Genomic DNA, 26,986 nt, shown 5'->3' on the forward strand with positions numbered 1-26,986 from the left:
TCCCTTCATCCCCTCCATATCCCGGCCCCGGCCCGCGCCTACCGGCGGGCCTTCAGGGCGAACTTCGCCTTCATGCGCCGCGCCACCAGCGGGGCCACCAGGCCCCGCACGCTGCCGCCGTTGCGCGCGATCTCCTTGACCACCGTGGAATTCAGGTAGGTGTAGCGCGAGCTGGGCATCAGGAACACCGTCTCCAGCCCGGGCCGCAGGCGGCGGTTCATCAGCGCCATCTGAAACTCGAACTCGAAGTCGGACACCGCGCGCAGGCCGCGCACCACGGCGTCCGCGCCCATGCGGCTGGCGAAGTCCACCAGCAGCCCCCGGAACGGCACCACCTCCACCCGGCGCAGTCCCCGGGTGACCTCCCGCACCATGGCCACGCGCTCCTCCACGGTGAACAGCACGCCTTTCTCGTCGCGCGGGGCCACCGCCACCAGCACGCGGTCGAACAGGCTCAGCGCGCGCTCCACCAGGTCCTGGTGGCCGAAGGTCACCGGGTCGAAGGTGCCCGGGAAGATCGCCAGCCTGCCTTTGCGTGCGCTCATGCTTCCTCCCCCGGTCGGCGGTACATCGCCAGTCCCGTGTCGCCGTATCGTCGGTCCAGGAACCTCGCCAGTCGGCCCACACGCTCCGGCGCGCCCGGCCCGGATCGGACCGCGTGCTCCCAGACCACCAGCGCGTCCGGGTGCAGCTCCGCATCCCCCAGGGCCTGCAGCACGTCCATGCCCTCGGGGCCCGCGTAGGGCGGATCCAGGAACAGCAGCTCGAATTCCTGCAGTGGATGCGACCGCACCCAGCGGCGGGAATCGGCCAGGTGAGCCACGGCGCTCGAGGATAGTCCCAGGGAGTCGATGTTGCGCCGCACCACCCGCAGGGCCTGCGCGTCCCGCTCCAGCAGCACCGCGCGGGCCGCACCGCGCGAGAGGGCCTCGAACGACAGCGCCCCGCTGCCGGCGAACAGGTCCAGCACCCCGGCCCCGCGCACCCGCGGGCCAAGGATGCTGAAGAGGGCCTCCCGCACCTGTCCCAGCGTGGGGCGCACCGCCCGGCCGCTCCCCCCGAAGAGGACGCGGCCCCTCAGATCACCGCCCGTGATGCGCAGCGGCATGGGTGCTCAGGATCCGGGACACAAGTCGGAATTATGCGCCCCGCAGCAGGTTGCGTCAACTCGCGGACGTGGGATGTCAGCGGCGGCGGCGGGCCGCCCGCCCGCGGTGGGGCGAGCCCAGAGCCGCAAGGGCCCACGCGGCCAGGGAGGCGGCCTGGCGGGCCGACAGGCCGTCCACTCGCAGGACGGCATGGGCCGCGGCCTCGTACGCGGGGAGGCGGCCGGCCAGCATCCGGGAGAGGTGCGCGGCCGGGTCCCTCTCCGCGCCCCGCAACAGCGGCCTGGAGCGGTGGCCGGCGGCATCCAGGCGGCCGGCCAGGACGACCGGCGAGGCGTCCAGGAACATGCAGCACGCCAGGGCGCGCAGCCGGCGGGCCGCGGCGGGCACGCTGACCAGCCCGCCCCCGGCGGCGATCACCGCCGGGGCGCGGCCGCGCAGGAAATCCAGCGCCTCCAGCTCCAGGGCGCGGAAGGCGGGCTCGCCGTCGCGGGCGAAGATGCGCGCCACGCTCCGGCCGGCGCGGGCCTCGATCCAGGAGTCGGTGTCCACCAGCCCCATGCGCAGGCGAGCGGCCACCAGGGGCGCGAGCGTGCTCTTGCCCGAGCCCATCATGCCCAGCAGGGCCGCGTGCCGCCGGAAAACGCCACGGCCGCCGGGGGTTGCCCGGCGGCCGGTGACGTGCGCGCGGCTGCGTGTGCGCGGATCCCGGGTCACTTCCCGGGGTTGCCCGTCACCAGGTGCGGAGTCACGAGGATGATCAACTCCCGCTTCTGGGTGGTCTTGTTGCTGGACCGGAACAGGTGGCCCAGCACCGGGATGTCCTTCAGGACCGGGACTCCCGTGATGAACGTGCTCTCGTTGGTGCGGATCAGGCCGCCGATCACCGCGGTCGCGCCGTCCTCCACGAGCACGCGGGTGTCGGCCTCGGAGGTGTTGATGATCACGCCTCCCTGCACCGTCGCCTGCGTGGAAAGATCACTCACCTCGGGGTGGATGTCCATGGTGATCTTGTTGTCGGCGTTCAGGTGCGGCGTGACCCGCATCTGGATCCCGATCGTCTGCAGCTGGGTGATGGCGTTGCCCGCCGCGTCCGCCACGATCAGGGGGATCTTCTGCCCCACCACGATGCGCGCCTCGCGGTTGTCCACGGTGGTGATGGTCGGGTTGGAGATCACGTTGGCCTTGCGCTCGCGCTCCAGGGCCTCGAGCTTGAGGTTGAACACATGGCTGTCGGGCGAGAGCAGGCCGATCTTGATCGAGCCGCTGGACTCGCCCAGCCCGGCTTTCACCGCCGGGTCCACGCCCACGGTCCCGCCGGTGTGCGAGGAGTTCCAGGTGATGCCGAGGTCGCGGGCGCAGGAGGCGTCCACGTCAATCAGCTTCGCCGTGATGGTGATCTGCGGGGTGCGCGAGTCCAGGCTGGCGGCCAGCTTCTCCGCCGCCTCGGCGCGCTCCGGGATGTCGGTGATCAACAGCGTGCTGGTGCGCTCGTCGGCGTCCACGCGGCCGCGCTTGCTCAGCGTGCTGGTGAGCGGGGCCTTCAGCTCGCCCACGTTGGCGAAGCTGATGTGCACCGTGCGGGTCTCAAGGGGCAGCATGTCCTCGGCCTTGCGCTCGGCGGCGTGGGCGTTGAGGTCCTCGTTCTGGATCAGCTCCAGCGGCGCCACGCGGATGATGCCGTTCTCCTCCTTGTAGCCCAGCCCGTGGGCGCGGCACAGGGAGTTGAGCGCGTCGCGCCAGGCCACGTTGCGCAGGCTGAGCGAGACCTCACCCTTCACGTCCCTGGCCGGCACGATGTTGCGGCCGCTGGCCTCGGACAGCGTGCGCAGCACGGTCTTCACGTCCGCGCCCTGCACGTCCAGGCTCACGCGCGAGCCACGCGAGCCGCCGGCCTCCACCAGGCCGGCGTTGTCCTTCGGCGCGCCGGGCTGGATGGACACCTCCAGCGCGGACTGCCGCTGGGACACGGTGTAGTCGGCGGAGCGGGCCAGCGACACCACCATGCGCGTGGTGGGCCCGTTCTCCCCGTTCATGCGCACGAAGCTGACGTCCTGCACCAGGTCGTTGCGGAACTTCGGCAGCGACGGAGCGCCCTCGACGTCCCAGCAGTCCACCACGATCCGGTCCGGGCCGGTCAGCGAGAAGTCGCTGAACTGGACCGGCCCGCTGGCCTGCAGCCGCAGGCGGGTGACGGTGCCGTCGTCGGTCAGGGAAGCCTGCTCGAGGCGCGTCGCACCGAACGCGCCGGTCGCGGAGCACAGCGCCACCAGGCTGAGCAGCGCGGCGAGGATGGTCCGGGATGCGATTCGCTTCATCGTCTGCCACCTACTTTCGGGTTGCGATTGGCGGAAAGGTGCAGCCTCACCGTCTGGGTCTCGCCGTACGAGCTCAGGTTCACGGTCAGGCAGTCGTCCTCGATGCGCGTGACGCGCCCGTTTATCACGGGATCCCCCACGCGCAGGGTGAAGCCATGGTGCTTGGAATCCTCCACCATGGCGTAGCGTTCATTGCCCGCGGCCATCACGCCCATGAGCGAGAGGTCCGCGACATCCACCAGCGGCTGGCCCTCGGGGCCCTGCTCGGCCTGGAACTCGCCCTTGAGCAGCGACTGGAACGGGTCGCGCCGGTCGTCCGGGTTGTATGCGTACTGCGACGGCAGCGGCAGGGCGATCCCGAAGTCGTCCTCGGGGCTCGGCTGCAGCGCCTGGGCCGGCTGGGCGGTCGCGCCCTCGGCGGCCGGCACCGGCTGCCTCCGGACGGCCGCCACGGACGGCGGGCCGCCCGCGACCATGCCCGCAGCCACCACCTTGCGGGCCGACGCCTTGGGCGCGGCGGCCTGCTCCGGCCGCGCCACCGCGGCCGGAGGCGTGCGCGTGGCCTGCTTCCAGAACATCCAGAACGGCGCGGGCTTCGAGGCGGCGGCCACCTGCGCCGGTTTCCCGGCGGGCGCGGCGGGCTTCGCCGCAATCACCGGCGCTCCGGGGCCCTGGTGTGCGGCCGCGGATACGGCGGGCTTCGCCACGGCAGCCGGCGCCGTCTTCGCTCCGCCCGCGGGCGCGGCCTTCACCGGCGCGGGACCGCCCGGCTCACTGTTCGCCTGCGGAATGACCCGCAGCGAGGCAGCCATGAGATTCGGCGCACCCGCCGGCGCCGGCTTCGCCGGCAGGCTCGCCACCGCGCCTGCGGCGGGCTTCGCCCCCGGCTTGCCCGGCTTGGACACGGCGGCGACGGCGGACTGCGTGCCGCGGGTGGAAGCCACGATGGTCGCCTCGGTGGCCTTGGCGCTGCCCTTCGGCGCCGCCACGGTCACCAGCCGCGGTGCAATGCGGCCGATGCGGTGCGTGCGCCGGGCCTTCGCCTGCGACGCGGCCGACAACTCGTCGGCCTGCCGGTCCACGAGGTAGCCGGCCGCGAGGACGGCGGCGCACGCCACGAAGGCCGCGCCCGCCACCACTCCGATCCTTCGGAAATCAGGGCGTGACGCTGGCAGTCTGATGCGCATCGCGCTTCGCTCCTTTTGCCGTAGTCGCCTTGGCGCCCTTCGAGGCCGAGCTGGGCCCGGAGCCTCCCAGGGTGTATGCCGAGGCCACGAACATGGCCTGCGTGGTGAAATCGGGGCTGTCCTGGGTGTACGTGGTCATGGTCAGGTCGTGGCTGTTCACCAGCCGGCCCAGCCCGGCCACCTCGCTCAGGAACGTGGCCACCTGGTGGTAGCCCCCGACGACGGTGACGCGCACGGGGTTGTCGGTGTAGAACTGGCTCGCGACCGGGGGCTCCGGCTTGAACAGGTGGAAGCGCACCCCCGCCTGCGAGCCCGCGAGGGTGATCTTGCGCAGCAGGCTGGCCAGCTCGCGCTGGTCGGGCAGCTGCTCGCGCACGGTCGCCCAGCGCTCGTGGAGCTTGCGGCTCTCGTCCTCGAGGCGGTCCAGGCTGGCCACCGCCTGGCGCGCCTTGGTCAGGTCGCTGCTCAGGGCCGAGTACTTCGACTTCAGCTCTCCCAGCCGCTTGGCCCGGGCCTGGTAGTTGCCCGGCACGAACGGCGCGAAGAAGAACAGGTACGCCAGCAATCCGACACCCAGGAACGAGAGCACCGAGCGCTGCGTATTGGGATCCTTCAGATCAATGCGCTTCACGACTCGCGCCTCCTCACGCCCTGCTTCGGCTGCGGGGGTTCGGCTGTCGCGCCCAGGTCGGCCGAGACCTGCGCCGTCAGGGTGAACTTGAGCACGTCACGGTCCTCCATGGTGCCGCGCTCGGACACCGTGAGGTCCACCGCCTCGTAGAGCGGCGAGGAATCCAGGCGCTGCATGAAGTCGGCCACCATCAGGTTGCTGAAGGTGACGCCCTCCACCTGCACCCTGCCCGGACCGTTCTCCCGCAGCGTGGTGATCCACACGTGGTCGGGCAGCTGCCGGGACAGCTCGTCCAGCATCTGCACCCGCACGTAGCGGCTGCCCTCCAGCCGCTTGAGCAGCGACATGCGCAGGTCCATGTCGGCCCGCTCGCGGGCCAGCAGGCTGATGCGCTGGATCTGGGGGGCCAGCGAGGCGGTCTCCGCCTCCGCCTTGACGATATCCTTGTGCAGCGACTGGATGCGCGCGGCCTGCATCCCGGCGCTCGCGAACGCCAGCAGCGTCACCGCGCCGGCGGCGCCCAGCGGCAGCGCGAACCACGGGACGGCCGGGCCCTTGCGCGCCCGGGCGATGCGCTCTTCCGGCGGCAGCAGGTTGATCCGGATCATTTGTCCCCCACGCTCCTGAGCGCCAGGCCCATGCCCACGGCCAGCGACGGCGCCAGGCTCTCGGGGTCCTGGGCGCCGAACACCGCCGGGTCATACGGGATGCGGTTCATCGGGTTGACCACTTCCACCGGGACGTGGTGCCGCTCCTCCAGGAACTGCTTCAGCCCCTCGATGCGCGCGCACCCGCCGGAGAGGAAGATCCGGTCGATCTTCTCGCTCTCCGCGCCCGACTTGATGTACGAAGCGGCCCGCTCGATCCCGGTGGACAGGGGCTCGAACGCCGCCCGCAGCGTTTCCATGTGCTCCGGCTTGGACGGCGCGCGGCCCTGCACGATGGCCTGCGCCTCCGACTGGGTGAGGCCCAGCTTCCGCTGCAGCGCCTCCTCCACGTTGTTGCCGCCCAGTTGAAGATCCTTGGTGAACAGCGGGCGCCCGTTCTGGATCACGTTGATGTTGGTGAGCTCGGCGCCCACGTTGACCAGCGTGACCATCTCCTTCTCGTCCAGCGTGTAGTTCACTTCCACGGCGTTCTGGATGGCGAAGGAGTCCACGTCCACGGCCACCGGGGTGAGCCCCGCCTCGCGCAGCAGGTCGGCCTGCGACATGACCAGGTCCTTCTTGGCCGCCACCAGCAGCACCTGCATCTGCTTGCCCTCGCCCTGCGGGTCGAGGATCTCGAAATCCAGCACCACGTCGTTGACGTCGTAGGGCACGTGCTGCTCGGCCTCCCACACGATCGCCTGGCGCGCCTCGGTCTCCCCCAGCCGGTCCATGGTGATGGGCTTGACGATCACCGCGCGGCCGCTGACCGAGGTCACCACCCTCTTGGACTTGAACCGCCGCGTCTCGAACAGCCGGCGCAGCGCGTCCACGACCATCTGGCGGTCGATGATCTCGCCGTCCACGATGGCCTCGTCCAGCGGTTCCGAGACGCCCATGTTGATGAGCCTCGGCCCGGCCGGTGTGGTCTCCAGCTCGACCGCCTTGATGGTGTGGCTGCCGAGATCCAGCCCGACCACCGACCTCTGTTTCCTGAAGATCACGCCGAGCCTCCTTGAAGTGCCGGGTCGTGCCCCCGCGGCGCGTGCCGCCGCGTTCGTGTGTCTCTAGATTGCTCCGGGCTCAACAGGGGCCGAGCCCCGCTCGCCGGGTGCGCGAGACGGGAGCCCCATCGGTTCATTCACTGCAACGCGCATGCCATGCCCCCGATTTCCGGGGGTTGCGGCCGGCGGCGTGTCGCATATCGCCTTACGGCCCTGCCTTGCGTTCCCGCTCGCCGACTCCGGCGAATGGGGGTTGCAGGACGCAAAGGGGAGACGGCGTTTCACGCGCCTCGATGCGGGTTATCGGCGAAGCAATGCCCCATACCAAGAAAAAAATGCGGGTGCCGCCAGCAGGGCCAGAATGGCCGCCGGCGCCAGGAAGGTCCCGAAGGGCAGCGCCGTGCGGCCATTTGCGCGGCGCGCCGCCACCATGGAGAGCCCCACCACCGCCCCGGCCGCGGAGGCCGCCATCAGGGTGAACAGCGCCCCCTGCCAGCCGGTGAACGCCCCCAGCATGAGGCCCAGCTTCACGTCCCCCCCACCCATGCCTTCGATCCTCCGAAGCCTCTCGTAGCCCCAGCCCACCGCGTAGAGCGTGCCGCCGCCCACCAGCGCGCCCAGCACCGCCCCCCACGGCCCCGGGGGCCCGAAGAAGGACGCCGCCAGCCCCAGGGCCAGTCCCGGCAGAGTGATGCGGTCCGGGATGATCTGGTGATCCAGGTCAATGAAGACCACCGCCACCATCGCGGCGGCGAAGCCCAGGCGGAACAGCGTGGTGACGGTCGGTCCGAAGCTCGCGACGATCAGCGCGAAGACGGCCGCGGTGAGGGCCTCCACCAGGGGGTAGCGGGCCGAGATCGGCGTCCGGCAGTCCCGGCACCGCCCGCCCAGGGCCACCCACGACAGCAGCGGCACGTTGTCGAAGAAGCGGATCTCGTGGCCGCACGCGGTGCAGCGCGAGCGCCAGAAGATCACCGACTGGCCCAGGGGCATGCGGTAGATGACCACGTTCAGGAAGCTGCCGATCAACAGGCCGAAGAACGCGCCCAGGATCCACGGCGGACACGGCGGGGGGATCACAACCGCCCCCGCGTGTGCAGCCGGTCCAGGTACTTGCGCGCCATGGTCCTCATGTACTCGTTGTCGGACGTGAGCAGGATCTGCGTCCAGAACTGCTCCGCCGTCTCGGTGAAGCCGGCCTTGCCGGCCACCCAGCCGGCGAATCGCTCCACGTATTCCGGGTGTCCCGGCAGGGACGCCGCGTGACGCAGGTAGAATGCGGAGCGCGCATAGTCGTGCCGCCCCACGAACTCCAGGAAGCCGGCGTCGAACCACGGCTCCCACGAATCCGGGTTCTCGGCCATGGCGCGCTGCAGGATGGCGATGCCCCCGGGATAGTCATGTCCCTCCTGCCCCAGCGCGAAGGCGGTGAAGCGGAACACGCCGAAGAACTTCGGGTCCAGGTCCGCGATCACCGAAGCCAGGTGCCGCAGCTTGTGGAAGTCCTGGTCGCTCTTGCGATGGGTGCCGTAGTACTGCACCGTCTGGAACCAGGCCACGTCGGCCCACGCCACGTGGTGACCCGCGGCCAGCACGCGCACCATGCGCCCATTGGGGAAATAGGACAACTCCCCCAGCCCCCCACCGTGCGGCCGGGCCGCCTCGGCCTGGAGCAGCGTCCACAGGCACGCGGGCGCGAGCAGCACCGGCAGCCCCGCCAGCCACAGCCTGCGGGCCCCGCGGGTCATGCGAACTCCCGCCGCCGGAACAGGCCGGTGGCCACCGTCAGCGTCAGCGCGCAATACAGCAGGCCGTACATCAGCGCGAATCCCAGCTGGGACGCCTCCGGCCATTGCCCGGCGGCCACCTGGGCCCGGAAGTTGAACACGTACAGGTTGGGCAGCGCGTAGGAGACCCAGGTCAGCACCCCGCCCCCCGCCGGCATCAGCGCCGCAAGGTCGCGCAGGTCGGCGACGCAGTTCCCGATCACGTAGCAGCCCAGGGTGAACACCCCCGCCAGCAGTGGCGAGGCCACCGCCGAGAAGACCATGGTCCACGAAGTGAGCACCATCAGCTCGACGACGGTGGCCAGACCGCACAACAGGATTACCGGGTGCCACGCGCGGCTCATCCAGCGGTCGGCCAGGAACACCGCCACGGTCATGAGCGCGGCCGAGAGCGCCAGCATGGCCACCAGGCCGGCGTACTTGCCCAGCAGGTACTCGCTGCGGCCCACCGGCTTGCTCAGCAGCACGAAGATGCTGCGGCGCTCCAGCTCCTTGTGCAGCAGCGACGTGCCCACCATTACCACGAGGATCATCCCGAAAAGGCTCACCATGCTCAGGCCCACGTCGCGGACCACCCGGGGGCCCTCGCCCAGCGCCAGCGGCGAAAGCACGTGGGCGGCGGCAAACAGGAACAGCATGAAGCCCACGGACAGGTACAGCACCCGCTGGCGCAGCGCCTCGCGAAAGGTGTTGGCGGCGATGGCGGCGACGCGGTTCACACGGCCTCCCGGTCGGGCTCGCCGACGTCGCGCCCCTCGAGCAGGCGCAGGAACACGTCCTCGAGCCGGAACTGGTCGCGCTGCACCGCCAGGATCTCCGCCCCCGAGGCGGCCAGCGAAGTGAGCAGCGGGTTGAGCAACGCGGCGTCGGCCACCCGCACCAGCGCGGTGTCCACCCCGCGCTCGATCGTGGGATCGCCGGGCCAGCGCGCCCCGGCCACGTCGGGCAGGCCGCGCAGGCGGATCTCCGCGCCGCCGCGGACCCCCGAGGTGAGCTCGGCCAGGTCCAGGCAGCGCACCAGGCGGCCCCGGTTGAGGATCCCCACGCGATCGCACAGGTGCTCCACGTCGGGCAGGATGTGGGTGCTCATGAGAATCGTCTTTCCCCGCTTCTTCAGGCGCAGCACCAGGTCGCGCACCAGGCGGCGGCCCAGCGGATCCAGGCCACTCATGGGCTCGTCCAGAACCAGCAGCTCGGGATCGGCGATCAGCGCCTGCGCGAGTCCCACGCGCTGCAGCATGCCCTTGGAGTACTTCCGCAACGGGCGCGTGCCGGCCTCCGCGAGGTCCAACTCCTCCAGCAGCTCGCAGACGCGTCGCCGCCGCGCCCCGGCGTCCATGCCCGAGAGGCTGCCGCACAGGTCCAGGAACTCCGGGGCGCTCAGGTAATCGTAGAAGTACGGGTTCTCGGGCAGGAAGCCCAGGCAGGCGCGCGCCTCGCGCGAGCCCAGCGGGTGTCCGAAGATGGACCCGGTCCCCGAGGAAGGCCGGAGCAGGCCCAGCAGCAGCTTGATGGTGGTGGTCTTGCCCGCCCCGTTGGGGCCCAGGAGGCCGAAGGTCTCCCCGCGGGCGATCTCGAAGCTCACGTCTTCGAGTCCTCCCGAGCGGCGCAGGGTCAGCGGATGGCGGTAGGCCTTCCCGAGCCCCCGCAGGCTAAGCACCACGGGCGCGCCAGCCGGCGGCCAAGCGCCTGCCCCCGCCGGCGCGGAACTGGCCGCGCCGGCGATCAACCGAACCGGTCGCCCGCCGTGGGTGTCGCCTCTTTCCATTTGTGCTCTCACAGGTTGCGGACCTCGGGGTGCGCCCCCCGGATCCGGGGAGCCCGCACTGCCCTCAGCGAATCGCACGAAACGTGCCCGAGGGGTTATCGGCAGCCATCCCGCGCAACAAAAGGACGGCGGGCCCGAAGGCCCGCCGTCGGATCCGCCTCTGGATAAGCCGGCTTACGAGCCGTTGGTCAGCGTCAGAATGAGCGCCGACCCGTCCTTCGCACCGCCCGTGATGGTGTACCCCAGCGTCGAGTCGGTGGCGTTGGCAGCGTACCCGGTGATCCCGGCCACGTTCGCCGCGCCGTCCATGTAGGCGCCGCCGTCGCCCGTCGCCTGGTCAAACGGGTTCTTGAAATTGGCCGGCAGGAAGTTCGCCACGGTGTCGTAGTTGCCGTAGGCGCCGTCACGCCGCACCGCCCAGTCCTCGGCCGCGAGCTGGTAGGTGTGCATGTTGCTCTTGGTCGAGCCTTCCTTCGCACGGGCCTGCATGGCGATGAAGTTCGGGATGGCGATGGCGGCCAGGATACCGATGATGACCACCACGATCATCAGCTCGATCAGGGTGAAGCCCTTGGTGTTCCGCAGCATTCTCGGTGCCTTCCTTTCTTCCGCCGGCCCCACGGCCGGCCCTCGGGATTGACCTGCGCTCTCGCGCTGCTTCGAGTCTTCAGCGCCGCGGGGCGACCCGGCCCGCGACGCGTGCTCCTCACTTCCACACACGGTCAGAGCAACCCGCGTGCCACTCCCCCCTCACCCCCTCGGGACCGCCACTGTATTGGCCCCGTTTCGCTTACGTCCGTGCTCGAATTCGCCCACCCTGTTGCGTCCTGCACTCCCGGCCCGCCCGCCGTTGCGTCGCGCACTCGGCGGCGGCAGGCTGCACTCTACGCCGCGTCGGAGTCGCCCTCCTCCGCTCCCTCGGTATGCATGCCGTAGCCCACCAGCTTGCGATAGAGGGTGGACGGGTTGATGCCCAGCAATTGAGCGGCGCGCTTCTTCTGCCAGTTGGTGAACTCCAGCACCCGCAGGATGTACTGCTTCTCCAGCTCCTCCAGGGTCATGCTCGGCCGGTCAATCACCAGGCTGGGGGTGGCGCTGCTGCCGCGGCGGACCTTGTCCGGCAGGTCCTCGAGGCCGATGGCGCCGGACTCGTTCAGGATCACGGCGCGCTCCATCACGTTCTCCAGCTCGCGCACGTTGCCCGGCCAGTCGTAGCGGGCCAGGCACTCCATGGCGTCCTTGCCCACGGAGAGCACCTTGCCGTCGCGGCCCAGGGCCAGCTTCTTCAGGAAGTGGTCCACCAGCAGCGGGATGTCGTCCAGGCGGTCCCGCAGGGGCGGCAGGTGCACCGGGATCACGTTGAGCCGGAAGAACAGGTCGGGGCGGAAGTGGCCCTCGGCCACCTGTTTCTCGAGGTCGGCGTTGGTGGCCGCCACCAGGCGCACGTCAATCTTGATCGGGCTGGTGCCGCCCACCGGGATGATCTCGCGCTCCTGGAGCGCCCGCAGCAGCTTCACCTGCGTGGCGGCGGGCATCTCGCCCACCTCGTCCAGGAAGAACGTGCCACCCTCGGCCACCGTGAACAGCCCGGCCTGGTCGCGCACCGCGCCGGTGAACGAGCCCTTCACGTGCCCGAAGAGATTGCTCTCCAGGAGGTCCCGCGGGATGGCGCCGCAGTTGATGGAGACGAACGGGCCCTGGGAGCGCCGGCTGCGGTAGTGCACCTCGCGCGCGATCAGCTCCTTGCCCGTGCCGCTCTCCCCGAAGATCATGATGGTGCTGTCGGTCTCCGCGACCTTGTCCACCATCTTGAACACCCGGACCATGCCGTCGCTGCTGCCGATGATCTCGCGCTCCTCGTGCGTGCGCCGCAGCTGGCGCTTGAGGAAGGTGTTCTCGGAGCGCACCTTGCGCATTTCCAGCGCGCTCTTCACCACCATCTTGATGTCGTCGTTCTTGGCGTTCTTCTCGAGATACTGGAACGCCCCGCGGTTCACCGCCTCGATCGCGGAGCGCTGCGAGGCGAACGCGGTAAGGATGATCACCGGGATCCCGGGATCATGCTTCTTCACGGAGGTGAGGACCTCGAGGCCGTCCATCTCGGGCATCTTGATGTCCGTGATGACGACGTCGAACTCCTCCTCCTTGAGCTTCTCGAGGGCCTCCTGGCCGCGGTTGACCGCCGTGACGAGATAGCCCTCCCGCCGCAGCATCAGCGACAGGAACTGGCACATGCTCTGTTCGTCGTCCACCACCAGGATCTTGTTCTGCGGCATCGGTGCGTCCTTCCGGCGTGGCCGGCTTTCGAATCCAGTCCCTTATCGGCATCCCACGGCTGCAAGTTCAGCGGAGCCGGACCCGTATACCCCCGTCGCGCTTCAGGCGGCGCGCGCGGGGGGCGTTGCGACTTCCTCCAGGGGCAGCGTGACGCTCATTCGCGTCCCGCGGCCCTCGCTGCGGGCCGAGATGTGCCCGCCGTGACGCTCGACCACCTGGCGCGCCAGCGACAGGCCCAGGCCCGTGCCGCCGCGCTTGGTGGTGAAGAAGGGCTCGAACACGTGGGGCAGGTGATCCTCCCGGATGCCCTGGCCCTCGTCCTCGAACACGATCGCGACCTCGTCGCGCCGCCCGCCCGGGGCCGCGGTGTCCAGCCGCAGCATCAGCGTGCCCGGCCCGTCGGTGGCTTCCAGCGCGTTCACACCCAGGTTCACGAACACCCGCTTGAGCTGCTCGCCGTCCACCCGCGCCCAGCACGGGGTGGCGATCTCGCAGCGGACCTGGTGGTCGGGCCGGCGCTTCGGATGGCACTCCAGCAGCCGGGCCGTCTCCTCGAGCAGCGCCCCCAGGTCCACCGGGCCGGGGCGCAGCTCCTCCATGCGGGCGAAGTCCAGCAACTCTGCTATGAACTGGTTCAGCCGTTCGCCCTCGTGCGTGATCAGGTCCATCAGCCGCCCGCCCTCACCGTCCACCCGGAACTCCGTCTTCAGCAGCTCGATGGAGCCGGTGATGGGGTTGAGGCAGTTGCGGATCTCGTGCGCCACTCCCGCGGCCAGCTCCCCGATGCCCGCCAGCGTTTCCTGGCGCCGCGCCCGCCGCGCGCGCTCACGCGCCTCGGTAAGGTCCTGGAACACCGCCACCACCCCGCGCCGCCGCCCGTCGGGCTCGCGCAGCAGCGAGGTGCTGATCCCCAGGGGAATCTCGCTGCCGCTGCCCCGCACGATGTCCACCTCGGCCCGCTGGTGCACCACCCCGGCGAGGATCGCCGCGTCCAGGATGCCCCGGAAGGGCCGCACGCCGGGCGGGAGCGCCTCGGCCAGGATCCGCCCGGCCGCGCCCCCCGGGGCGAGCCCCAGGATTTCCTCCGCGGCGGGGTTGCAGATGCCGATGCGGCCCTCGAGGTCGGCCGTCATCAGCCCGCTGGACATGTTCCGCACGATGCACGCGGTGTCGAGTTGCATGCGGTGCAGGCGACGATGCGCGTCCTCGAGCGCAGTGCGGTGCTCGCGGGAGCGCTGCCCCAGCGTGCCCGCCAGGGCGCCCACGCTGAGGAACACCAGCGAGAGCACCGTGGCCCGGGGCCAGTCCACGTCGGCTCCGCGGGGGTGCGTGAGCCAGAGTGTCGCGGGGTAGGCCAGCGCGGCCAGCGTGCCACAGGTCAGCCCGCCGCCCATTCCGGCCGCGGAACCCGCGGCCGCCACCACCAGCAGGTAGATCGGCGCGAACTGCCCCTGCAGGTCCCCGCCCAGCACCAGCGCCGCGGTCAGGAGCCCCACGTCGCCGACGTAGTGGGCGGTGATCTCCGCCGACTCGCCGAAGCGGCGGAGCGCGAACCGCTCCACCAGGGTCAGCGCCACCCCCACCACGACCAGGAGCGAGACCGCTGTCTCCGCACCCGGGTGGTGGGGCCCCAGCAGGGTCATGCACCCGGTCAGGGCCAGGATGCCGCCCCTCACCAGCAGCGCGCCGGTCCGCGACCGGTCCCGGGGCGCGACCGGCTCGATCAGCGCCGCGAGCATCAACCCTTGCCGGCGACCACGTTGATCAGCTTGAACATCGGCAGGTACATGGCCACCAGCATGCCGCCCACGATGGTGCCCATGATCACGATCATCACCGGCTCGATCACCGAGGTCAGGGTTTCCACCGCCGCGTCCACTTCCTCCTCGTAGAACGTGGCGATCTTGTTGAGCATCTGGTCCAGCGCGCCGGTCTGCTCGCCCACCGCGATCATCTGCACCACCATGGGCGGGAACACGCCCGAGGCGCGCAGCGGCGCGGCGATGGTCTCGCCCTCGCGGATGCTGGTGCGGGTGGCCTCGATGGCCATCTGGAGGATCTTGTTGCCCGCGGTGCGGGCGGTGATCTCCAGCCCGGTCAGGATCGGCACGCCGCTGGCGATCAGGGTGCCCAGGGTGCGCGTGAACCGGGCCACGCCGCCCTTCAGGATCACGTCGCCCAGCACCGGCATCTTCAGCGACAGCCGGTCAATCATGATGTGCCCGGCCTCGGTGGCGTAGTAGCGCTTGAACGCGATCGCCGAGCCGATGGCGCCGATCAGCAGCGTCCACCAGTAGCCGCGCAGGAAGTTGGAGGCTCCCATGACGATCTTGGTGGGCAGCGGCAGCTCCCCGCCGAAGTCGATGAACAGCTTGGCGAAGGTCGGGATGATGAACATCAGCATGAAGATGGTCGCGCCCAGCGCCACGGTGAGCACCACCGCCGGGTAGGTCAGCGCGCCCTTCACCTTGCGGATCAGGGCGTTGGCCTTCTCGATGTAGGTGGCCAGGCGCATCAGGATTTCGTCCAGCACGCCGCCCGCCTCGCCCGCGTGCACCATGTTCACGAACAGGTCGTCGAACACACGCTTGTGCTTGTTCAGCGCGTCGCCCAGCGTGGAGCCGGCCTCCACGTCGTGCATCACGTCGGTGATGACGGCGCGGAAGCCCGCGTTCTCGGTCTGCTTGGAGAGGATGTCCAGGCACTGCACCAGCGGCAGGCCCGCCCCGATCATGGTGGCGAACTGGCGGGTGAAGATGGCCAGCTCCTTCACCGTGACGCTGCCCTTGCCCGGCATCTTGATGCGGATGTTCCGGGGCTTCTCGGTCAGCGAGGTGATCAGGATGCGCTTCTTGCGCAGGTACGCGAGCGCCTCTTCCTGGCTCTCGTAGGTCAGCTCGCCGCCCTGGGCGTCCCCGCTGACAGTCCGGCCTTTCCAGAGATACGTCGGCATGCGTCCGGCTCCTTACGCGGCTGCGCGCGATCCCGTCTTGCCCAGGAGCTGCTCCAGCTCCTGCACGTTGGGGCTGCGGCCCAGGCACTCGTCCATGGAGATCTTCTTGTTGATGTAGGCCTGGTACAGGGCCTGGTTCATGGTCTGCATGCCGTGCTTCGCGCCGGCCTGCATCAGGGTGTAGATCTGGTGGACCTTGCCCTCGCGAACGACCGCGCGCACGGCCTGGGTGACCATCAGCACCTCGGCCACCAGCACCCGCCCGCGGCCCTTCACGTGGGGCACCAGCTGCTGGGTGATCACGCCCTCCAGGCAGAAGGCCAGCTGCGCGCGGATCTGCTCCTGCTGCTCCGCGGGGAACACGTCCACGATGCGGTTCACGCTCTCGAAGGTGCTGTTGGTGTGCAGCGTGGCGAACACCAGGTGACCGGTCTCGGCGATGGTCAGCGCGGCGGCGATGGTCTCGAGGTCGCGCATCTCCCCCACCAGGATGATGTCGGGGTCCTGCCGCAGCACGTACTTGAGGGCCGCCGCGAAGGTCTGCGTGTCGGTGTTCACCTCACGCTGGTTCACGATGCACTTGCGGTGCGTGTGCACGTACTCGATGGGGTCCTCGATGGTGATGATGTGTCCCTCGCGCTCGCCGTTGATCAGGTCCAGCATGGCCGCCAGCGTGGTGGACTTGCCGGAGCCGGTGGGGCCGGTGACCAGCACCAGCCCGCGGGGCTTCAGCGTCAGCTCGCGGCACGAGGGCGGCAACCCCAGCTGCTCGAACGCCAGCACCGAGTACGGGATCTGCCGGATGGCCATCGAGATCACGCCGCGCTGCTGGAACACGTTGGCGCGGAAGCGCGAGAGGCCCTTGATACCGAAGGAGAGGTCCAGCTCCTTGCTCACCTCGAAGCGCTTGCGCTGCTCGTCGGTGAGCACGCTGTAGGCCAGCTTCTGGGTGTCCTCCGGGGTGAGCGGCTCGCCCTCCCCCATGGCCACTGCACCGTCCACGCGGTAGGCGGGCGCGATGCCGGCGCTCAGGTGCAGGTCCGAGGCGTTCCGGGAGATCATCTCCTCCAGCAGGGCTCTCATGTTCCACATGGTCGGTCATTCCTCGGGCCAGGCGTCCGTCAGTGGCGCGCGCGATTCCGGGCCCCGGTCAGAATCGGTCCGGGGCCGTCTCCTTCAACACTTCTTCGGCCGTGGTGATGCCGTTCTTGAGCTTGATGAGGGCATCCACGCGCATCGTCAGGTATCCTTCATCAATCATCTGCTTCTTCATCGCGCTGGTCGGGGAGCGGTCCAGGATCATGTCCCGCACCGCCGGACTGATGGGCATCACCTCGTGCACCGCCACGCGGCCCTTGTACCCGGTGTTGCGGCACTCCACGCAGCCCTGGCCCTCAAAGAGGCTGATGCCGTCCCATTCGGACTCCGGGAACTGCAGCTCCTCGAGCAGCTCCGGATGCACCTTCATGGGCTTCTTGCAGTGCGGGCACACCCGGCGCAGCAGCCGCTGGGCCTCGATCAGGTTCAGCGACGCGGCCACCAGGAACGGCTCCATGCCCATGTCGATGAGACGGTTGATGGAGCTGGCGGCGTCGTTGGTGTGCAGCGTGGACAGCACCAGGTGACCGGTGAGGGCCGCCTTGATGGCGATGGAGCAGGTGTCCACGTCGCGGATCTCACCCACCAGGATGATGTTGGGGTCCTGGCGCAGGAACGCGCGCAGCGCCGCGGCGAAGGTGCGCCCGATGTCCTCCTGGACCAGCACCTGGTTCACGCCTTCGAGGTTGTATTCCACCGGATCCTCGGCGGTCATGATGTTCACCTCGGGCGTGTTGAGCTTGCTGAGCGCCGAGTACAGCGTGGTGGTCTTGCCCGAGCCGGTGGGACCGGTCACCAGCACCATCCCGTAGGGGTTCAAGATCGCCCGCATGAACGCGTCCAGCGACTTCTCGTGGAAGCCCAGGCGCGTCAGGTCCACGTTCAGGTTCGACTGGTCCAGCACGCGCAGCACGATCTTCTCGCCGTGGATGGTGGGCAGCGACGAGACGCGGAACTCCACCGTCTTGTTGAGGATCTTGGTCTTGAAGCGCCCATCCTGGGGCAGCCGGCGCTCGGCGATGTCCAGCTCGGCCATGATCTTGAGCCGCGACAGGATGGCGCTCTTGAACTTCACCGGCGGCGACATCATCTCGTACAGCGTGCCGTCGATGCGGAAGCGCACGCGCAGCATCCGCTCGTAGGGCTCCACGTGGATGTCGCTGGCCCCCTTGCGCACCGCGTCGGTGATCAGCGAGTTGACCAGCTTGACGATGGGCGCTTCCTCGGCGAGGTTGCCGAGGTCCGCATCGTCATCCTCGTCCTCGTCGACGATTTGGAGGTCGTCCTCCATCCCCTTCATCACTTCGGACAGCGAAGCGCCCGCGGTCTCGTAGTGGCGCTCGATCCCCCGCCGGATATCCGCCTCGGAGGAGAGCACCGGCTCCACGTCGTAGCCGGTGATGAACTTGATGTCCTCGATGGCGAACAGGTTGTCCGGGTGGGCCATGGCCACCTTCAGGCGGCGGCCGAGGCGGGCCACCGGGATGGCCAGGAACTTGTTCGCGACTTCCGCGGGGATCAGGCGGGTGACGGTGGGGTCCACTTCCGCGTGCGCCACGTCAAACAGCGGCACGTGGAACAGCTCGGAGAGGAAGAGCATCAGCCGCTCCTCCTGGACCGCGCCGGCCTTGACGAGGTTGTGTTCCAGCGTGCCGCCCGAGCTCTTCTGCTGGACCAGGGCCTTGGAAAGCCCCTCCTCGGTGACCAGCTGCGCTTCGAGCAGTTTGAGTCCCAGGTCTTCCAAGGTTCCGGAGCCCCCGGCATCGGTTGCGTGTCAGGAAACGGGCAAGGCGGGGCCGGATGGCCCCCGCGAGAGTAGGCGCAAGGGGCGTGCCGCTTCCCGATGCGTCCTAACTCGTTGCCGCTCCGGAAATGCGCGCCCACGGGACGCGATGGGTGGATGCAGGATGCAAGCGGGGAGTGCGGGCGCGCGCGTGCAGGCTGCCCTCTTCTGAGTTCCGCTTCGCGCGGAGCCTGTGGCCTCGGGCTGCTTCGGGTCTCCCGGGCCCCGGCTCCCTACGGTGCCACCAGACCCCGCAGCGCCGCCCACTTGCGCGGGCCGATGCCCCGCACCAGGAGGAGCTCCTCCGCGCTCCGGAATGGCCCGTGCGAGGCGCGGAACTCGAGGATGCGCCGCGCCAGGGCCGGTCCGATGCCCGGCAGGGCCTCGAGATCGGCCTGGCTGGCCCGGTTGAGGCTCAAGCGATGCCCGCCGGGTTCGCCGGGCCACGCTGCGCCACGCGGCGGCAGGCCCGCTCCAGGTGAGCCGGGGGCTTCCGCTCCGGGCGCGTCTGCGGCGGCGGCGGCGGTGCCCACGCCTCCCGCGGCGGCAAGGCGCTCCGCCGGCACGGGGGCCCGGTGCGCGAGCACCGCGATCAGGACGGCGACCGCCGACGCCAGCCCCATCCGGAGCAGGGCGCGCGCGCCAGGAGTCATCTCGGCGGGTCCGCGGGGGAAGTCGAGGGATCGGGCCGGTGCCGGCCTAGTTCCAGAGGTCCCAGGTGATGCCGAAGCGGAAGCTGCGGCCCGGAGCGGGCGCGGCCAGCGTGGGCCGTCCCGGGATTGTGAACGTGGTCTCGTAACCGAGGTCGGTGAAGTTGTAGAAGCCGAACTGACCGTGCAGCTGGCCGTAGTCGAGGACGGTCTCGAAATCCAGGGTGACGTGCGCGGCGGCGGGCACGTCGTTCTCGCCCCTCCGCTCCCCCTCCGCGTGCGCGGTGAGGCGCAGGTGCGCATCCAGGGGCAGCAGCGGGGTGCGCCGGTCGGCGGCCACGAAGGCGTGCGCGGCGTAGGGGGGCTGGTACGGCAAGCGCCACCCGCGCTCGTCGCGCGTGCGCTGAACGAAGCCGGACACGCCCCACCGGGTGCGAAGGATCCCGGGGATCTCCGCGCGGGCCCGCAGGCCCAGGGAGCGCGCGTCGCGCACCGCCGCCGGCGCGAGCGTGGAGTACGCCTCCAGGGCCGGCTCGCGGTCCAGCCCCTTGTCCCGCTCCACGAACACCGACATCTCCGCGCGCGCCCGCCCCGCCCGCCACTGCAATCGAGGTTCCACGCGCAGCATGGAGAGCCCGCCTCCCTGCCCTGCGCCCGGAGGAGTGCTGATCTCCGCGCTCCAGCTGCCCTCGAAGGCCATGTTCCAGCCCCCGGACAACGCGCGCGTGGCCGAACCGCGGAGCTGCAGCAGGCGCGGCCGCCCGTCGGGACGCGTGGCGTCCAGGCTCGCCGCCGCCTCCCAGCCCGGTGCACCCACGGACCCCTGCACCGTGGCGCGGGCCCCGCCGGAACTGTCCCGCTGCACCGAGAGCCCCAGCGCACCACCCAGCGGCAGGCCTCGGGGCGCGAAGCGCACGGCGGCGGCCCGGCGCGGCTCGCGGCCGCTGCCGTCGCCGGCGCTCCCCAGCACCACCCACGCGCACACCACGCTGTCGCGGCTGGAGGCTCCCGCCCCGAGCCGCACCAGCTCGCGGCGGGTCTTGTCGCCGGTGAAGTCCGGGGAGTAGTCCACCACGTCGGAGGTGGAACTGAGCAGCGACACGCGCCACCGCCCCCAGCGGGCCCGGCGCGCGCCGGCCAGGGCCAGGCCCCGGGCGCGGTACTCCTCGACCAGGTAGCTCGCAACCTCCTTGCGCGTGCCGAACGACGACGCCCACTCGCTGCCGGCGTCGCGCCGCGCGAAGTGGACCCGCGCGTCCTGGGCGCCCACGTCGGAGGCGTGCAGCGTCAGCCGGGCCAGCAGCGAGCCGTCGCCCGCCGGGTAGCGGGACAGCGCCAGCACCCCACCGGGAAGGTGTGGACCGGGTCCGTCTGGCCAGGAGGCGCGCCCCCCCCCGTCCAGGTCCCCGCCCCAGCCCTCCAGCGCGCCGGAGGCCACCCAGCCCAGGTCCGCGGGGAACCCATCGAGCAGGATCACCGGTGGACGCGGGGAGCCGGGCGCGAACAGGTAGCGCTCGCGGCCGGTGTAGCCGTAGTCCACGTCCGCCACCCAGCCCGCCTCGGCCAGCCGGTCGGCGTAGGAGCGGAAGAAACGGTCCTCCCGGTCCGCGGGGCGGTCGAAGGGCGGGGCGACGGACGCGGAACGCACACCGGGCAGGCCGGCCTGCAACGTGGTGACCGCGTGCGGCACGGGCGCCGGGCGCGCCACGGCGGGGGGAGCGGCAGGTACGTCCGTGCGAGGCGCCGCGGTCGAATTCACGGGCGCCGGCCGCGCCGCGGTCGAATCCACGGCCGCCGCGACCCCCGTTGGGCTCAGCGCGCCGAGGAGAAGAGCGGTGAGAGCCGCGAGCGCAGCAGCGGGCCCAGCGCGGCGAACAGCACCACGTTGGACGCCACGTGCACCGCGGTGAACGGCAGCGCCGCGGCCAGCGACGGCCCCAGCGCTCCCACGTACTGTGCGGTGGCGAGATTCGTCCAAAGATCGAACCAGAGGGTGGTGAGGAACCCGGCGGCGCCGTAGACCCAGAACGCGGGTGTCCCGCGGCGCAGCAAACCGCCCGCGAGCCCCGCGGGCGCCATTCCCAGCACCTGCGCCGCGAGCACCAGCGGCGAGGCCAGGCCATACGGACTGGTGAGACTGTAGAGCAACATGCCCGCGACCGCCACGCGCAGCCCGCCGCCCACTCCCCGGAGCAGGCCCGCGGCGAGACACAGCACGCTCACCCACTCCACGCTGGGGATCACGTGGAAGCGCCCGCTGGCCACGATCAGCGCGGCCAGCACGGCCTCCACTGCGATGCGCCGGGCGCGCCGCGACACCGGCTCGTGACGATCGGGAGATTCGGGCATCCAGCTTGCGGAGTCTAGGCAGCGGGTGCGGGCCGGTCAACCTTGCAGTGCCGACCAGTGTCAACCTTTCAGATGCACCGTGCGGATGCTCCGGGCGGCGGGAACGGGCGGGGCGATCTCGAAACCGGGGCTCAGGGGATGGATGGCGAGATGCTGGGCGGAGTGGACGGGAAGGCCGCGCGCAACTCCTCGAGGACTTCCGCCGCGACCCGCGTGCAGCCCATGGTCACGCCGGGGTTGTGCGCTCCGTGGTAGTCGGAGCCGCCGGTGGGCACCAGCCCGTGCCGGCGGGCCAGCGCCAGGTAGTACTTGGAGCACTCCACGTCGTGGCGGGAGTGCCACACCTCCAGGCACTGCACCCCGCGGTCGCGCAGGGTGGGGATCAGGTCGTCGCGACGCAGCGTGGCGGGGTGCGCCAGCGAGGTGACGCCCCCGTGCCGGCGCGCGATCTCCGCGGCGTCCTCCATGGTGAGACGCTCCTTGGGCACCCACGCCGAGCCGCCGTGCCCCAGCCAGCGCCGGAAGACCTCCTGGCTGGTCTCGGCCGCCCCCATGAGCACCAGGGCCTGCGCCAGGTGCGGGCGGCCGATGGCCCCCGGGCCCGCCAACGCCCGCACTTCGGCCATGGTGATCTCGATGCCCAGCGCGTTGAGCTTGCCCACCATCTCCTCCGCGCGCCGCTCGCGCGCCTCGCGGAAGCGGAGCAGCGCCTGCTCCAGGCCCTCGGAGTCGCTGAAGCCGTAGATCAGCAGGTGCACGTCGGACTTGCCCTCCGCCGTGGACAGCTCCACGCCGGGGACGATCTCCAGGCCGGTGCCCTCGGCGGAGCGGCGCGCCTCGACGATGGCGGAGGTGGTGTCGTGGTCGGTGATGGAGATGGCCTTGAGCCCGAGCGCGAGCGCCTCGCGCACCAGTCCCGCCGGGTCCACCGACCCGTCGGACTGCGTGCTGTGCATGTGGAGGTCAATCTCGGGGGGCCGGGGGCGCGGCCGGAGCAGCTTGATGCCGAAGGGGCTCACGAGGCGCGCTTCAGGCGAAACGCCTCGAGGTGCGTCGCCGCGTCCATGAAGTCGGGCCGCGTGCGCACCACCTCCGCCATCAGCTCGTGCGCCTCCTCCCCCTGTCCCAGCTCGTCGAGCGCGAGCGACAGGTGGTAGCGCAGCGACAGCAACGCCTCCTCCGCCAGGCCGGGCGACTCCAGGCCGCGGCGCAGGATCCGCTCGGCGTCGGCCGGCAGGCCCTGGCGCAGGTAGCACTGGCCCAGCAGCTCGCAGCAGCGCGGGCGCATCTCGGTGTCGTGCGAGGCCGCCGCCAGCTCGGCCACCGCGTCCCCGAGGAGGTTCATCTCCATGAATGCCATGGCCATGTCGTAGTGGCTCTTGGCGTCGTCGGGCGCGATCTGCTGCTCCAGGCCCTGCTTGAATTCGTCCAGAATCTTGGAGAGATCAATCAACGCCCCGGCCGCCGGCGCTTCGTCGCGCACGCTGACCGAGCGGCTGGTGCTGCGCTTCGCGGGCGCCTCGGGCTCCACGAATGCGGCCTCGGCGGCTGCCGGCGCCGCCTCCGGCGCGGCCGCCTCGGGCGGCTTCGCCTTCGCGGCGGCGGTCTTCGGCGCCGACGGGGCCGCCGGCTTCGCGGCCGGAGTGCCTTCCTTCTGCGCCTGCCCGGCAGCCGACTTCGCGGCGGGGGTTACTTCCTTCGGCGCAGCGGGGCTCTCCTTGGCGCGGCTGGTGCCCTCGAGGTCGGACAACCGGTCCCCGGCGACGCGCGGCACCGCGGGGGCCTGGGGCGATGCGGCGGGCCGCCCGGAGGACTCCAGGGCATCCCGCAGCCCGAGCGCGGGGTCGGTGGTCCCGCCCTGCACCGGCTCCAGCGACGGCAGCTCCGCCTCGGGATCCAGCGCGCGGGCGCGCTCCAGGAGGTAATGCACGATCTCCTCGCGGCCGGCCATGCGCAGCGCCGCGGCCATGCGCAGCAGCTCTCCCGCGGCATCCCGCGGGCGATCCAGGCTCACGTAGAGATCCACCAGCCGGTTGGAACAATCCGCGTGCACCGGTGAGACGGACACGCCCCGGCGCAACATCTCGGCCGCGGCGTCCATGTGGCCGGTGGAGACCTCCTCCTCCGCGGCGGCGGCATAGAAGGCGGCCGCGTCCCCGGCCAGGCCGTCCTGCGCGGTCAGGTCTCCCAGCAGGCGCAGCACCTGCACCTTCTGCTGGTTGTAGCGGAGCAGCTTCTTGCCCAGCGCGACCGCGTTCTTCAGCAGCCCGACCGCGCGGTAGCCTTCGATGGCCTGGGTGTACGACCCCAGCGCCGACGCGGTGTCCCCGCGCCGGATGTGGACGTCGCCGATCATCACCAGCAGGTACGGATCGGGATCCGACGCCTGCGCGAGACGTTCGTAGGCCCTGATGGCCTCGTCCCAACGGCCCTGCTTGATGAAATTCTGGGCCTGCCGCTTAATGTCAGCAGCTCGCTCCAAGGATCCTCCCGCAACGGGTCAGGCCAGTCCGGCTTCCAGTGCAGCCAATACACTATCGGCCCCCGCGAGGGCCTGCTTGAGAGCCGCGGCCTCCCGGCGCACCTCTTCCTTGTCCGGCCCGTCGGGCAGGTCCTTGAGGTTGATGGCCACGTTGTACAGCGCCCCCCTCCCGGCCGCCTGCGACATCAGCAGCCCCACCCCCGCGTCGCTCAAGGCGTTGCGGTTGCCCTTGGCGGCCATCTCGCCGGCCAGGCCCACCACTTCGGCGGCCGCCCGGGCCGTCTCCAGCGGCACCCGGGTGGCCTTCCACAGGGCCTCCAGTTCCAGCTTCGCCTTACGCGACGTCTCGATCTCGTTGTTGGCAGGCGTCTTGCGGACCCGCATGACCTCGTCAAAGGAGGCGTTGTCCGCCTCCACCAGCTGGGACAGCCGGGAGCGCAACTCCTCGCACCTGCGCATCGCCTGGCGCATTTCGGCGTCCACCGCGGCGTACTTCTTGCGGCCCACGGTGAGGCCCGCCACCATCGCGCCCAGCGCGGCGGCCAGCGCGCCCGCGTGCGCCGACACCGCTCCGCCCCCCGGGGTCGGTTCGCGCGAGGCGATCCGATCCAGGAATTCCCCCACCGACCCACCGCCCCCGCCCGCACCCGCCGCGGCCAGCTTGTTCTCGAGGACCTGGTTGGGGGTGAAGGCCTCCAGCCGCAGCGCGTGCTCGGCCGCGGCGAACAGCGCGTCCTGCGGGACCAGCCCCACGATCTCGCTGCCCACCACGCCCACGCCGAAGCGCTCCGCCTCCTCGCGCACCATGGCGAAGGCGCGGTGCATGGGGCTCTGGCGGTAGTTGACCAGGTTCATGCTCACCTGGGCGATCCCGCGGTCCTCGAGGAAGAAGCCCAGCGCCTTCACGTAGCGCAGGCCTCCGGTCTGGAAGCGCAGCGCCTTGGCCACTTCCTTCGCCACGCGCACGTCGGGCGTGCCCAGGTTCACGTTGAACGCCACCAGCGGCATGCGCGCCCCCACCGCCGTGGCACCCGCCGTGGGGTGGATCTTCCCGGGGCCGAAGTCCGGCAGGCGCGCGGGGTCCCTGCCGATGGCCTCGCGCAGGCCCTCGAACTCGCCCTTGCGCACCTCGGCCAGGTTCTCCCGCTGCGGGCGGGTGGCGGCGGCCTCGTACAGGAACACCGGGATGCCCAGCTCCTCCCCGGCCCGCCGACCCAGTTCCTTCGCCAGCTCCACGCACTGGTCCATGGTGGCGGTGCCCAGCGGCACGAACGGCACCACGTCCGTGGCCCCCATGCGCGGGTGTTCGCCCTCGTGGTGGTTCAGGTCAATCAGCTCCGCGGCCTTGCGCATCCCCCGCAGCGCCGCCTCCACCACCACGCCCGGCGGCGCCACGAAGGTCACCACGCAGCGGTTGTGGCTGGGGTCCATCTCACGGTCCAGCAGCGTCACACCCTCCACCGCGGTCATGGACTCCACGATCGCCGCCACCACCTCCGGACGCCGGCCTTCGCTGAAATTCGGGACACATTCGATCATCGGTTGCATGGGGCTCCTCGCAGCAGGTCGGAAGGAATCGAAGGCCCAAGGATGCGCGCCCGCCGGTCCGCCCGCGCCGGCGCGCCCGGGGCCGCGCTAGTGGGTCGTCTCCACGGGGGTTCCGACGTCGCGCCGGAACGCCACCTCTCCCCGCATCCACACCACCCGCGCGTGGGGCGCCGACACGTGGTAGAACAGCGATGCCGGCGAGGCTTCCTCCAGCATCACGGCGTCCATCCGGTAGCCGGTCTGCAGCCGTCCCAGCCGCCCGCCGCGGCCCACCGCGCAGGCGGCGTTGCGCGTCACCGCGGCCAGCGCCGTGAGCGGCGGCATGCGGTAGCCGCCCAGGGCCAGGCTGCCGATCAGCGGCAGATTCTCGCAGTAGCAGGTACCGGGGTTGCAGTCGGTGGCCAGCGCCACCGGCAGCCCCATCTCCAGCATGCGCGCCGCGCGCGCCCACGGAATGGCCAGCATCAGCGACGTCCCGGGCAGGAGCACCGGGATCGTCCCCGATGCGCCCATCTTCTCAAGATCCGAGTCCGAGGCGTGGACCAGGTGGTCGGCGCTCACCGAGCCCAGCTCGGCGGCCAGCCCGGCTCCGCCCAGCGGGTGCAACTCGTCGGCGTGCAACTTCAGCCGCAGGCCGGCCGCCAGGGCCGCCTCGCACATCGCGCGGGTGTCCTCCAGCTCGAAGACGTCCTTCTCGCAGAACACGTCGAAGAACTCCGCCCGGCCGGTCGAGGCCACCTCGGGGATCCAGGTCCGCGCCACCTCGCGCACGAAGTCGGCGCGCCGGCCGCGGAACTCCGGGCCCACCTCGTGGGCCCCCAGGAACGTGGGCACCACGTCGTAGCGACCCTCGCGGCGGATGAGATCCACCACTTCCAGGATCTTGAGCTCGCTCTCCAGCGACAGCCCGTAGCCGCTCTTGATCTCCACCGTGGTGACCCCCGCCTCCAGCGCCCGCTGCAGCCGGCACTCGGCCAGGCTCTTCAGCTCCGGCACGCCGGCGGCCCGGGTGGCGCGTACCGTGTTCAGGATTCCCCCGCCGCGCGCGGCGATCTCGGCGTAGGACACGCCCCGCAGCCGCTCCTCCCATTCTTCGTCGCGATGGCCGGCGAAGACCATGTGGGTGTGGGAATCGATGAGCCCGGGCACCACCGCCCGGCCGCCGGCGTCGAAACGCAGCCCGCCCGGCAGGAGCTCCACACCGCGCTCCGCCTCCGAGCTGGCGCCGGTCCACACGATGTCCTCGCCGCGCCAGGCCAGCGCACCGTCGGGGATCACGCCGGCGTCCCCCACCACCCCGCGCAGCGGTCCCTCGCCCCCGGCCAGCGTCACCAGCTGCCCGGCGTGCAGCAACAGGCCGGTGGCGGCCACCCGGTCCGGCCCGTTGCCGCGGTTCAT

Annotated in this window: 24 protein-coding genes and 1 pseudogene; all 25 read right to left on the minus strand. The window is 70.9% G+C overall.

All coding sequences use genetic code 11. The features are described 5' to 3' along the window. Positions 1 to 38 precede the first annotated feature (38 nt). Positions 39 to 545, minus strand: coding sequence for a pantetheine-phosphate adenylyltransferase (gene coaD, locus HZB25_00175; protein ID MBI5835636.1), 507 nt, complete (start codon positions 543 to 545; stop codon positions 39 to 41). Beyond that, positions 542 to 1,102: a 16S rRNA (guanine(966)-N(2))-methyltransferase RsmD gene (gene rsmD, locus HZB25_00180; protein ID MBI5835637.1), complete on the minus strand. Its 561-nt coding sequence runs from the start codon at positions 1,100 to 1,102 to the stop codon at positions 542 to 544. The genes coaD and rsmD overlap by 4 nt, the downstream gene beginning before the upstream one ends. A gap of 82 nt (positions 1,103 to 1,184) precedes the next feature. After that, the gene (locus HZB25_00185) at positions 1,185 to 1,823 is read right to left on the minus strand and encodes a shikimate kinase (protein MBI5835638.1); all 639 of its coding nucleotides are present in this window, start codon (positions 1,821 to 1,823) and stop codon (positions 1,185 to 1,187) included. Further along, positions 1,820 to 3,424 carry an AMIN domain-containing protein gene (locus tag HZB25_00190; protein MBI5835639.1) on the minus strand — a complete coding sequence of 535 codons (1,605 nt, stop codon included), beginning with the start codon at positions 3,422 to 3,424 and terminating at the stop codon, positions 1,820 to 1,822. The genes HZB25_00185 and HZB25_00190 overlap by 4 nt, the downstream gene beginning before the upstream one ends. Then, positions 3,421 to 4,611 (minus strand): hypothetical protein, encoded by a 1,191-nt coding sequence (locus HZB25_00195; GenBank protein ID MBI5835640.1) that lies wholly within the window; start codon positions 4,609 to 4,611, stop codon positions 3,421 to 3,423. Before HZB25_00195 ends, HZB25_00190 begins: the two co-directional genes overlap by 4 nt. Then, on the minus strand, positions 4,580 to 5,242 hold the full coding sequence (gene pilO / locus HZB25_00200; protein MBI5835641.1) for a type 4a pilus biogenesis protein PilO: 663 nt from the start codon (positions 5,240 to 5,242) through the stop codon (positions 4,580 to 4,582). Before pilO ends, HZB25_00195 begins: the two co-directional genes overlap by 32 nt. Then, positions 5,239 to 5,850, minus strand: coding sequence for a PilN domain-containing protein (locus HZB25_00205; protein MBI5835642.1), 612 nt, complete (start codon positions 5,848 to 5,850; stop codon positions 5,239 to 5,241). Before HZB25_00205 ends, pilO begins: the two co-directional genes overlap by 4 nt. Next, positions 5,847 to 6,893, minus strand: a complete 1,047-nt coding sequence (gene pilM, locus HZB25_00210) for a type IV pilus assembly protein PilM (protein ID MBI5835643.1) — start codon at positions 6,891 to 6,893, stop codon at positions 5,847 to 5,849. The genes HZB25_00205 and pilM overlap by 4 nt, the downstream gene beginning before the upstream one ends. A 300-nt stretch (positions 6,894 to 7,193) precedes the next feature. After that, positions 7,194 to 7,886, minus strand: coding sequence for a prepilin peptidase (locus HZB25_00215; protein MBI5835644.1), 693 nt, complete (start codon positions 7,884 to 7,886; stop codon positions 7,194 to 7,196). A gap of 83 nt (positions 7,887 to 7,969) precedes the next feature. Beyond that, positions 7,970 to 8,641: a hypothetical protein gene (locus HZB25_00220; GenBank protein MBI5835645.1), complete on the minus strand. Its 672-nt coding sequence runs from the start codon at positions 8,639 to 8,641 to the stop codon at positions 7,970 to 7,972. Beyond that, on the minus strand, positions 8,638 to 9,399 hold the full coding sequence (locus tag HZB25_00225; protein MBI5835646.1) for an ABC transporter permease subunit: 762 nt from the start codon (positions 9,397 to 9,399) through the stop codon (positions 8,638 to 8,640). The genes HZB25_00220 and HZB25_00225 overlap by 4 nt, the downstream gene beginning before the upstream one ends. After that, positions 9,396 to 10,448, minus strand: coding sequence for an ABC transporter ATP-binding protein (locus tag HZB25_00230; GenBank protein ID MBI5835647.1), 1,053 nt, complete (start codon positions 10,446 to 10,448; stop codon positions 9,396 to 9,398). Before HZB25_00230 ends, HZB25_00225 begins: the two co-directional genes overlap by 4 nt. A gap of 447 nt (positions 10,449 to 10,895) precedes the next feature. After that, positions 10,896 to 11,036: pseudogene (locus HZB25_00235) on the minus strand (prepilin-type N-terminal cleavage/methylation domain-containing protein). A gap of 296 nt (positions 11,037 to 11,332) precedes the next feature. Next, the gene (locus tag HZB25_00240; protein MBI5835648.1) at positions 11,333 to 12,724 is read right to left on the minus strand and encodes a sigma-54-dependent Fis family transcriptional regulator; all 1,392 of its coding nucleotides are present in this window, start codon (positions 12,722 to 12,724) and stop codon (positions 11,333 to 11,335) included. A gap of 102 nt (positions 12,725 to 12,826) precedes the next feature. Next, a complete protein-coding gene (locus tag HZB25_00245) occupies positions 12,827 to 14,464 on the minus strand; it encodes a PAS domain S-box protein (protein ID MBI5835649.1) in 1,638 nt (545 codons plus the stop codon). Beyond that, positions 14,464 to 15,678 (minus strand): type II secretion system F family protein, encoded by a 1,215-nt coding sequence (locus HZB25_00250; protein ID MBI5835650.1) that lies wholly within the window; start codon positions 15,676 to 15,678, stop codon positions 14,464 to 14,466. The genes HZB25_00245 and HZB25_00250 overlap by 1 nt, the downstream gene beginning before the upstream one ends. Positions 15,679 to 15,690: 12 nt before the next feature. After that, entirely contained in the window at positions 15,691 to 16,770 is a 1,080-nt protein-coding gene (locus HZB25_00255) for a PilT/PilU family type 4a pilus ATPase (GenBank protein ID MBI5835651.1), read from the minus strand. A gap of 58 nt (positions 16,771 to 16,828) precedes the next feature. Then, positions 16,829 to 18,520, minus strand: coding sequence for a type IV-A pilus assembly ATPase PilB (gene pilB / locus HZB25_00260; protein MBI5835652.1), 1,692 nt, complete (start codon positions 18,518 to 18,520; stop codon positions 16,829 to 16,831). 272 nt (positions 18,521 to 18,792) lie between these two features. Further along, positions 18,793 to 19,212 (minus strand): helix-hairpin-helix domain-containing protein, encoded by a 420-nt coding sequence (locus HZB25_00265; GenBank protein MBI5835653.1) that lies wholly within the window; start codon positions 19,210 to 19,212, stop codon positions 18,793 to 18,795. Between the two features lie 46 nt (positions 19,213 to 19,258). Then, complete coding sequence (locus tag HZB25_00270; GenBank protein ID MBI5835654.1) at positions 19,259 to 20,899, minus strand: hypothetical protein; 1,641 nt, start codon at positions 20,897 to 20,899, stop codon at positions 19,259 to 19,261. A 122-nt stretch (positions 20,900 to 21,021) separates the two neighbouring features. After that, positions 21,022 to 21,558, minus strand: coding sequence for a hypothetical protein (locus HZB25_00275; GenBank protein ID MBI5835655.1), 537 nt, complete (start codon positions 21,556 to 21,558; stop codon positions 21,022 to 21,024). 131 nt (positions 21,559 to 21,689) lie between these two features. Continuing rightward, a complete protein-coding gene (locus HZB25_00280) occupies positions 21,690 to 22,577 on the minus strand; it encodes a PHP domain-containing protein (GenBank protein MBI5835656.1) in 888 nt (295 codons plus the stop codon). Further along, positions 22,574 to 24,040: a tetratricopeptide repeat protein gene (locus tag HZB25_00285; GenBank protein ID MBI5835657.1), complete on the minus strand. Its 1,467-nt coding sequence runs from the start codon at positions 24,038 to 24,040 to the stop codon at positions 22,574 to 22,576. The genes HZB25_00280 and HZB25_00285 overlap by 4 nt, the downstream gene beginning before the upstream one ends. A gap of 18 nt (positions 24,041 to 24,058) precedes the next feature. After that, positions 24,059 to 25,588, minus strand: coding sequence for a glutamate formimidoyltransferase (gene ftcD, locus HZB25_00290; protein ID MBI5835658.1), 1,530 nt, complete (start codon positions 25,586 to 25,588; stop codon positions 24,059 to 24,061). 87 nt (positions 25,589 to 25,675) lie between these two features. Beyond that, positions 25,676 to 26,986 carry an imidazolonepropionase gene (locus HZB25_00295; protein ID MBI5835659.1) on the minus strand — a complete coding sequence of 437 codons (1,311 nt, stop codon included), beginning with the start codon at positions 26,984 to 26,986 and terminating at the stop codon, positions 25,676 to 25,678.

This window comes from Candidatus Eisenbacteria bacterium (assembly GCA_016235265.1).
Classification (GTDB): domain Bacteria; phylum Eisenbacteria; class RBG-16-71-46; order RBG-16-71-46; family JACRLI01; genus JACRLI01.

Coding starts and splice junctions, on each gene's coding strand:
- coaD (MBI5835636.1), bottom strand. CDS start 545: ATGAGCGCACGCAAAGGCAGGCTGGCGATCTTCCCGGGCACCTTCGAC.
- HZB25_00190 (MBI5835639.1), bottom strand. CDS start 3,424: ATGAAGCGAATCGCATCCCGGACCATCCTCGCCGCGCTGCTCAGCCTG.
- HZB25_00195 (MBI5835640.1), bottom strand. CDS start 4,611: ATGCGCATCAGACTGCCAGCGTCACGCCCTGATTTCCGAAGGATCGGA.
- HZB25_00205 (MBI5835642.1), bottom strand. CDS start 5,850: ATGATCCGGATCAACCTGCTGCCGCCGGAAGAGCGCATCGCCCGGGCG.
- HZB25_00215 (MBI5835644.1), bottom strand. CDS start 7,886: ATGCCCCTGGGCCAGTCGGTGATCTTCTGGCGCTCGCGCTGCACCGCG.
- HZB25_00220 (MBI5835645.1), bottom strand. CDS start 8,641: ATGACCCGCGGGGCCCGCAGGCTGTGGCTGGCGGGGCTGCCGGTGCTG.
- HZB25_00230 (MBI5835647.1), bottom strand. CDS start 10,448: ATGGAAAGAGGCGACACCCACGGCGGGCGACCGGTTCGGTTGATCGCC.
- HZB25_00240 (MBI5835648.1), bottom strand. CDS start 12,724: ATGCCGCAGAACAAGATCCTGGTGGTGGACGACGAACAGAGCATGTGC.
- HZB25_00245 (MBI5835649.1), bottom strand. CDS start 14,464: ATGCTCGCGGCGCTGATCGAGCCGGTCGCGCCCCGGGACCGGTCGCGG.
- HZB25_00250 (MBI5835650.1), bottom strand. CDS start 15,678: ATGCCGACGTATCTCTGGAAAGGCCGGACTGTCAGCGGGGACGCCCAG.
- HZB25_00255 (MBI5835651.1), bottom strand. CDS start 16,770: ATGTGGAACATGAGAGCCCTGCTGGAGGAGATGATCTCCCGGAACGCC.
- HZB25_00265 (MBI5835653.1), bottom strand. CDS start 19,212: ATGACTCCTGGCGCGCGCGCCCTGCTCCGGATGGGGCTGGCGTCGGCG.
- HZB25_00275 (MBI5835655.1), bottom strand. CDS start 21,558: ATGCCCGAATCTCCCGATCGTCACGAGCCGGTGTCGCGGCGCGCCCGG.
- ftcD (MBI5835658.1), bottom strand. CDS start 25,588: ATGCAACCGATGATCGAATGTGTCCCGAATTTCAGCGAAGGCCGGCGT.
- HZB25_00295 (MBI5835659.1), bottom strand. CDS start 26,986: ATGAACCGCGGCAACGGGCCGGACCGGGTGGCCGCCACCGGCCTGTTG.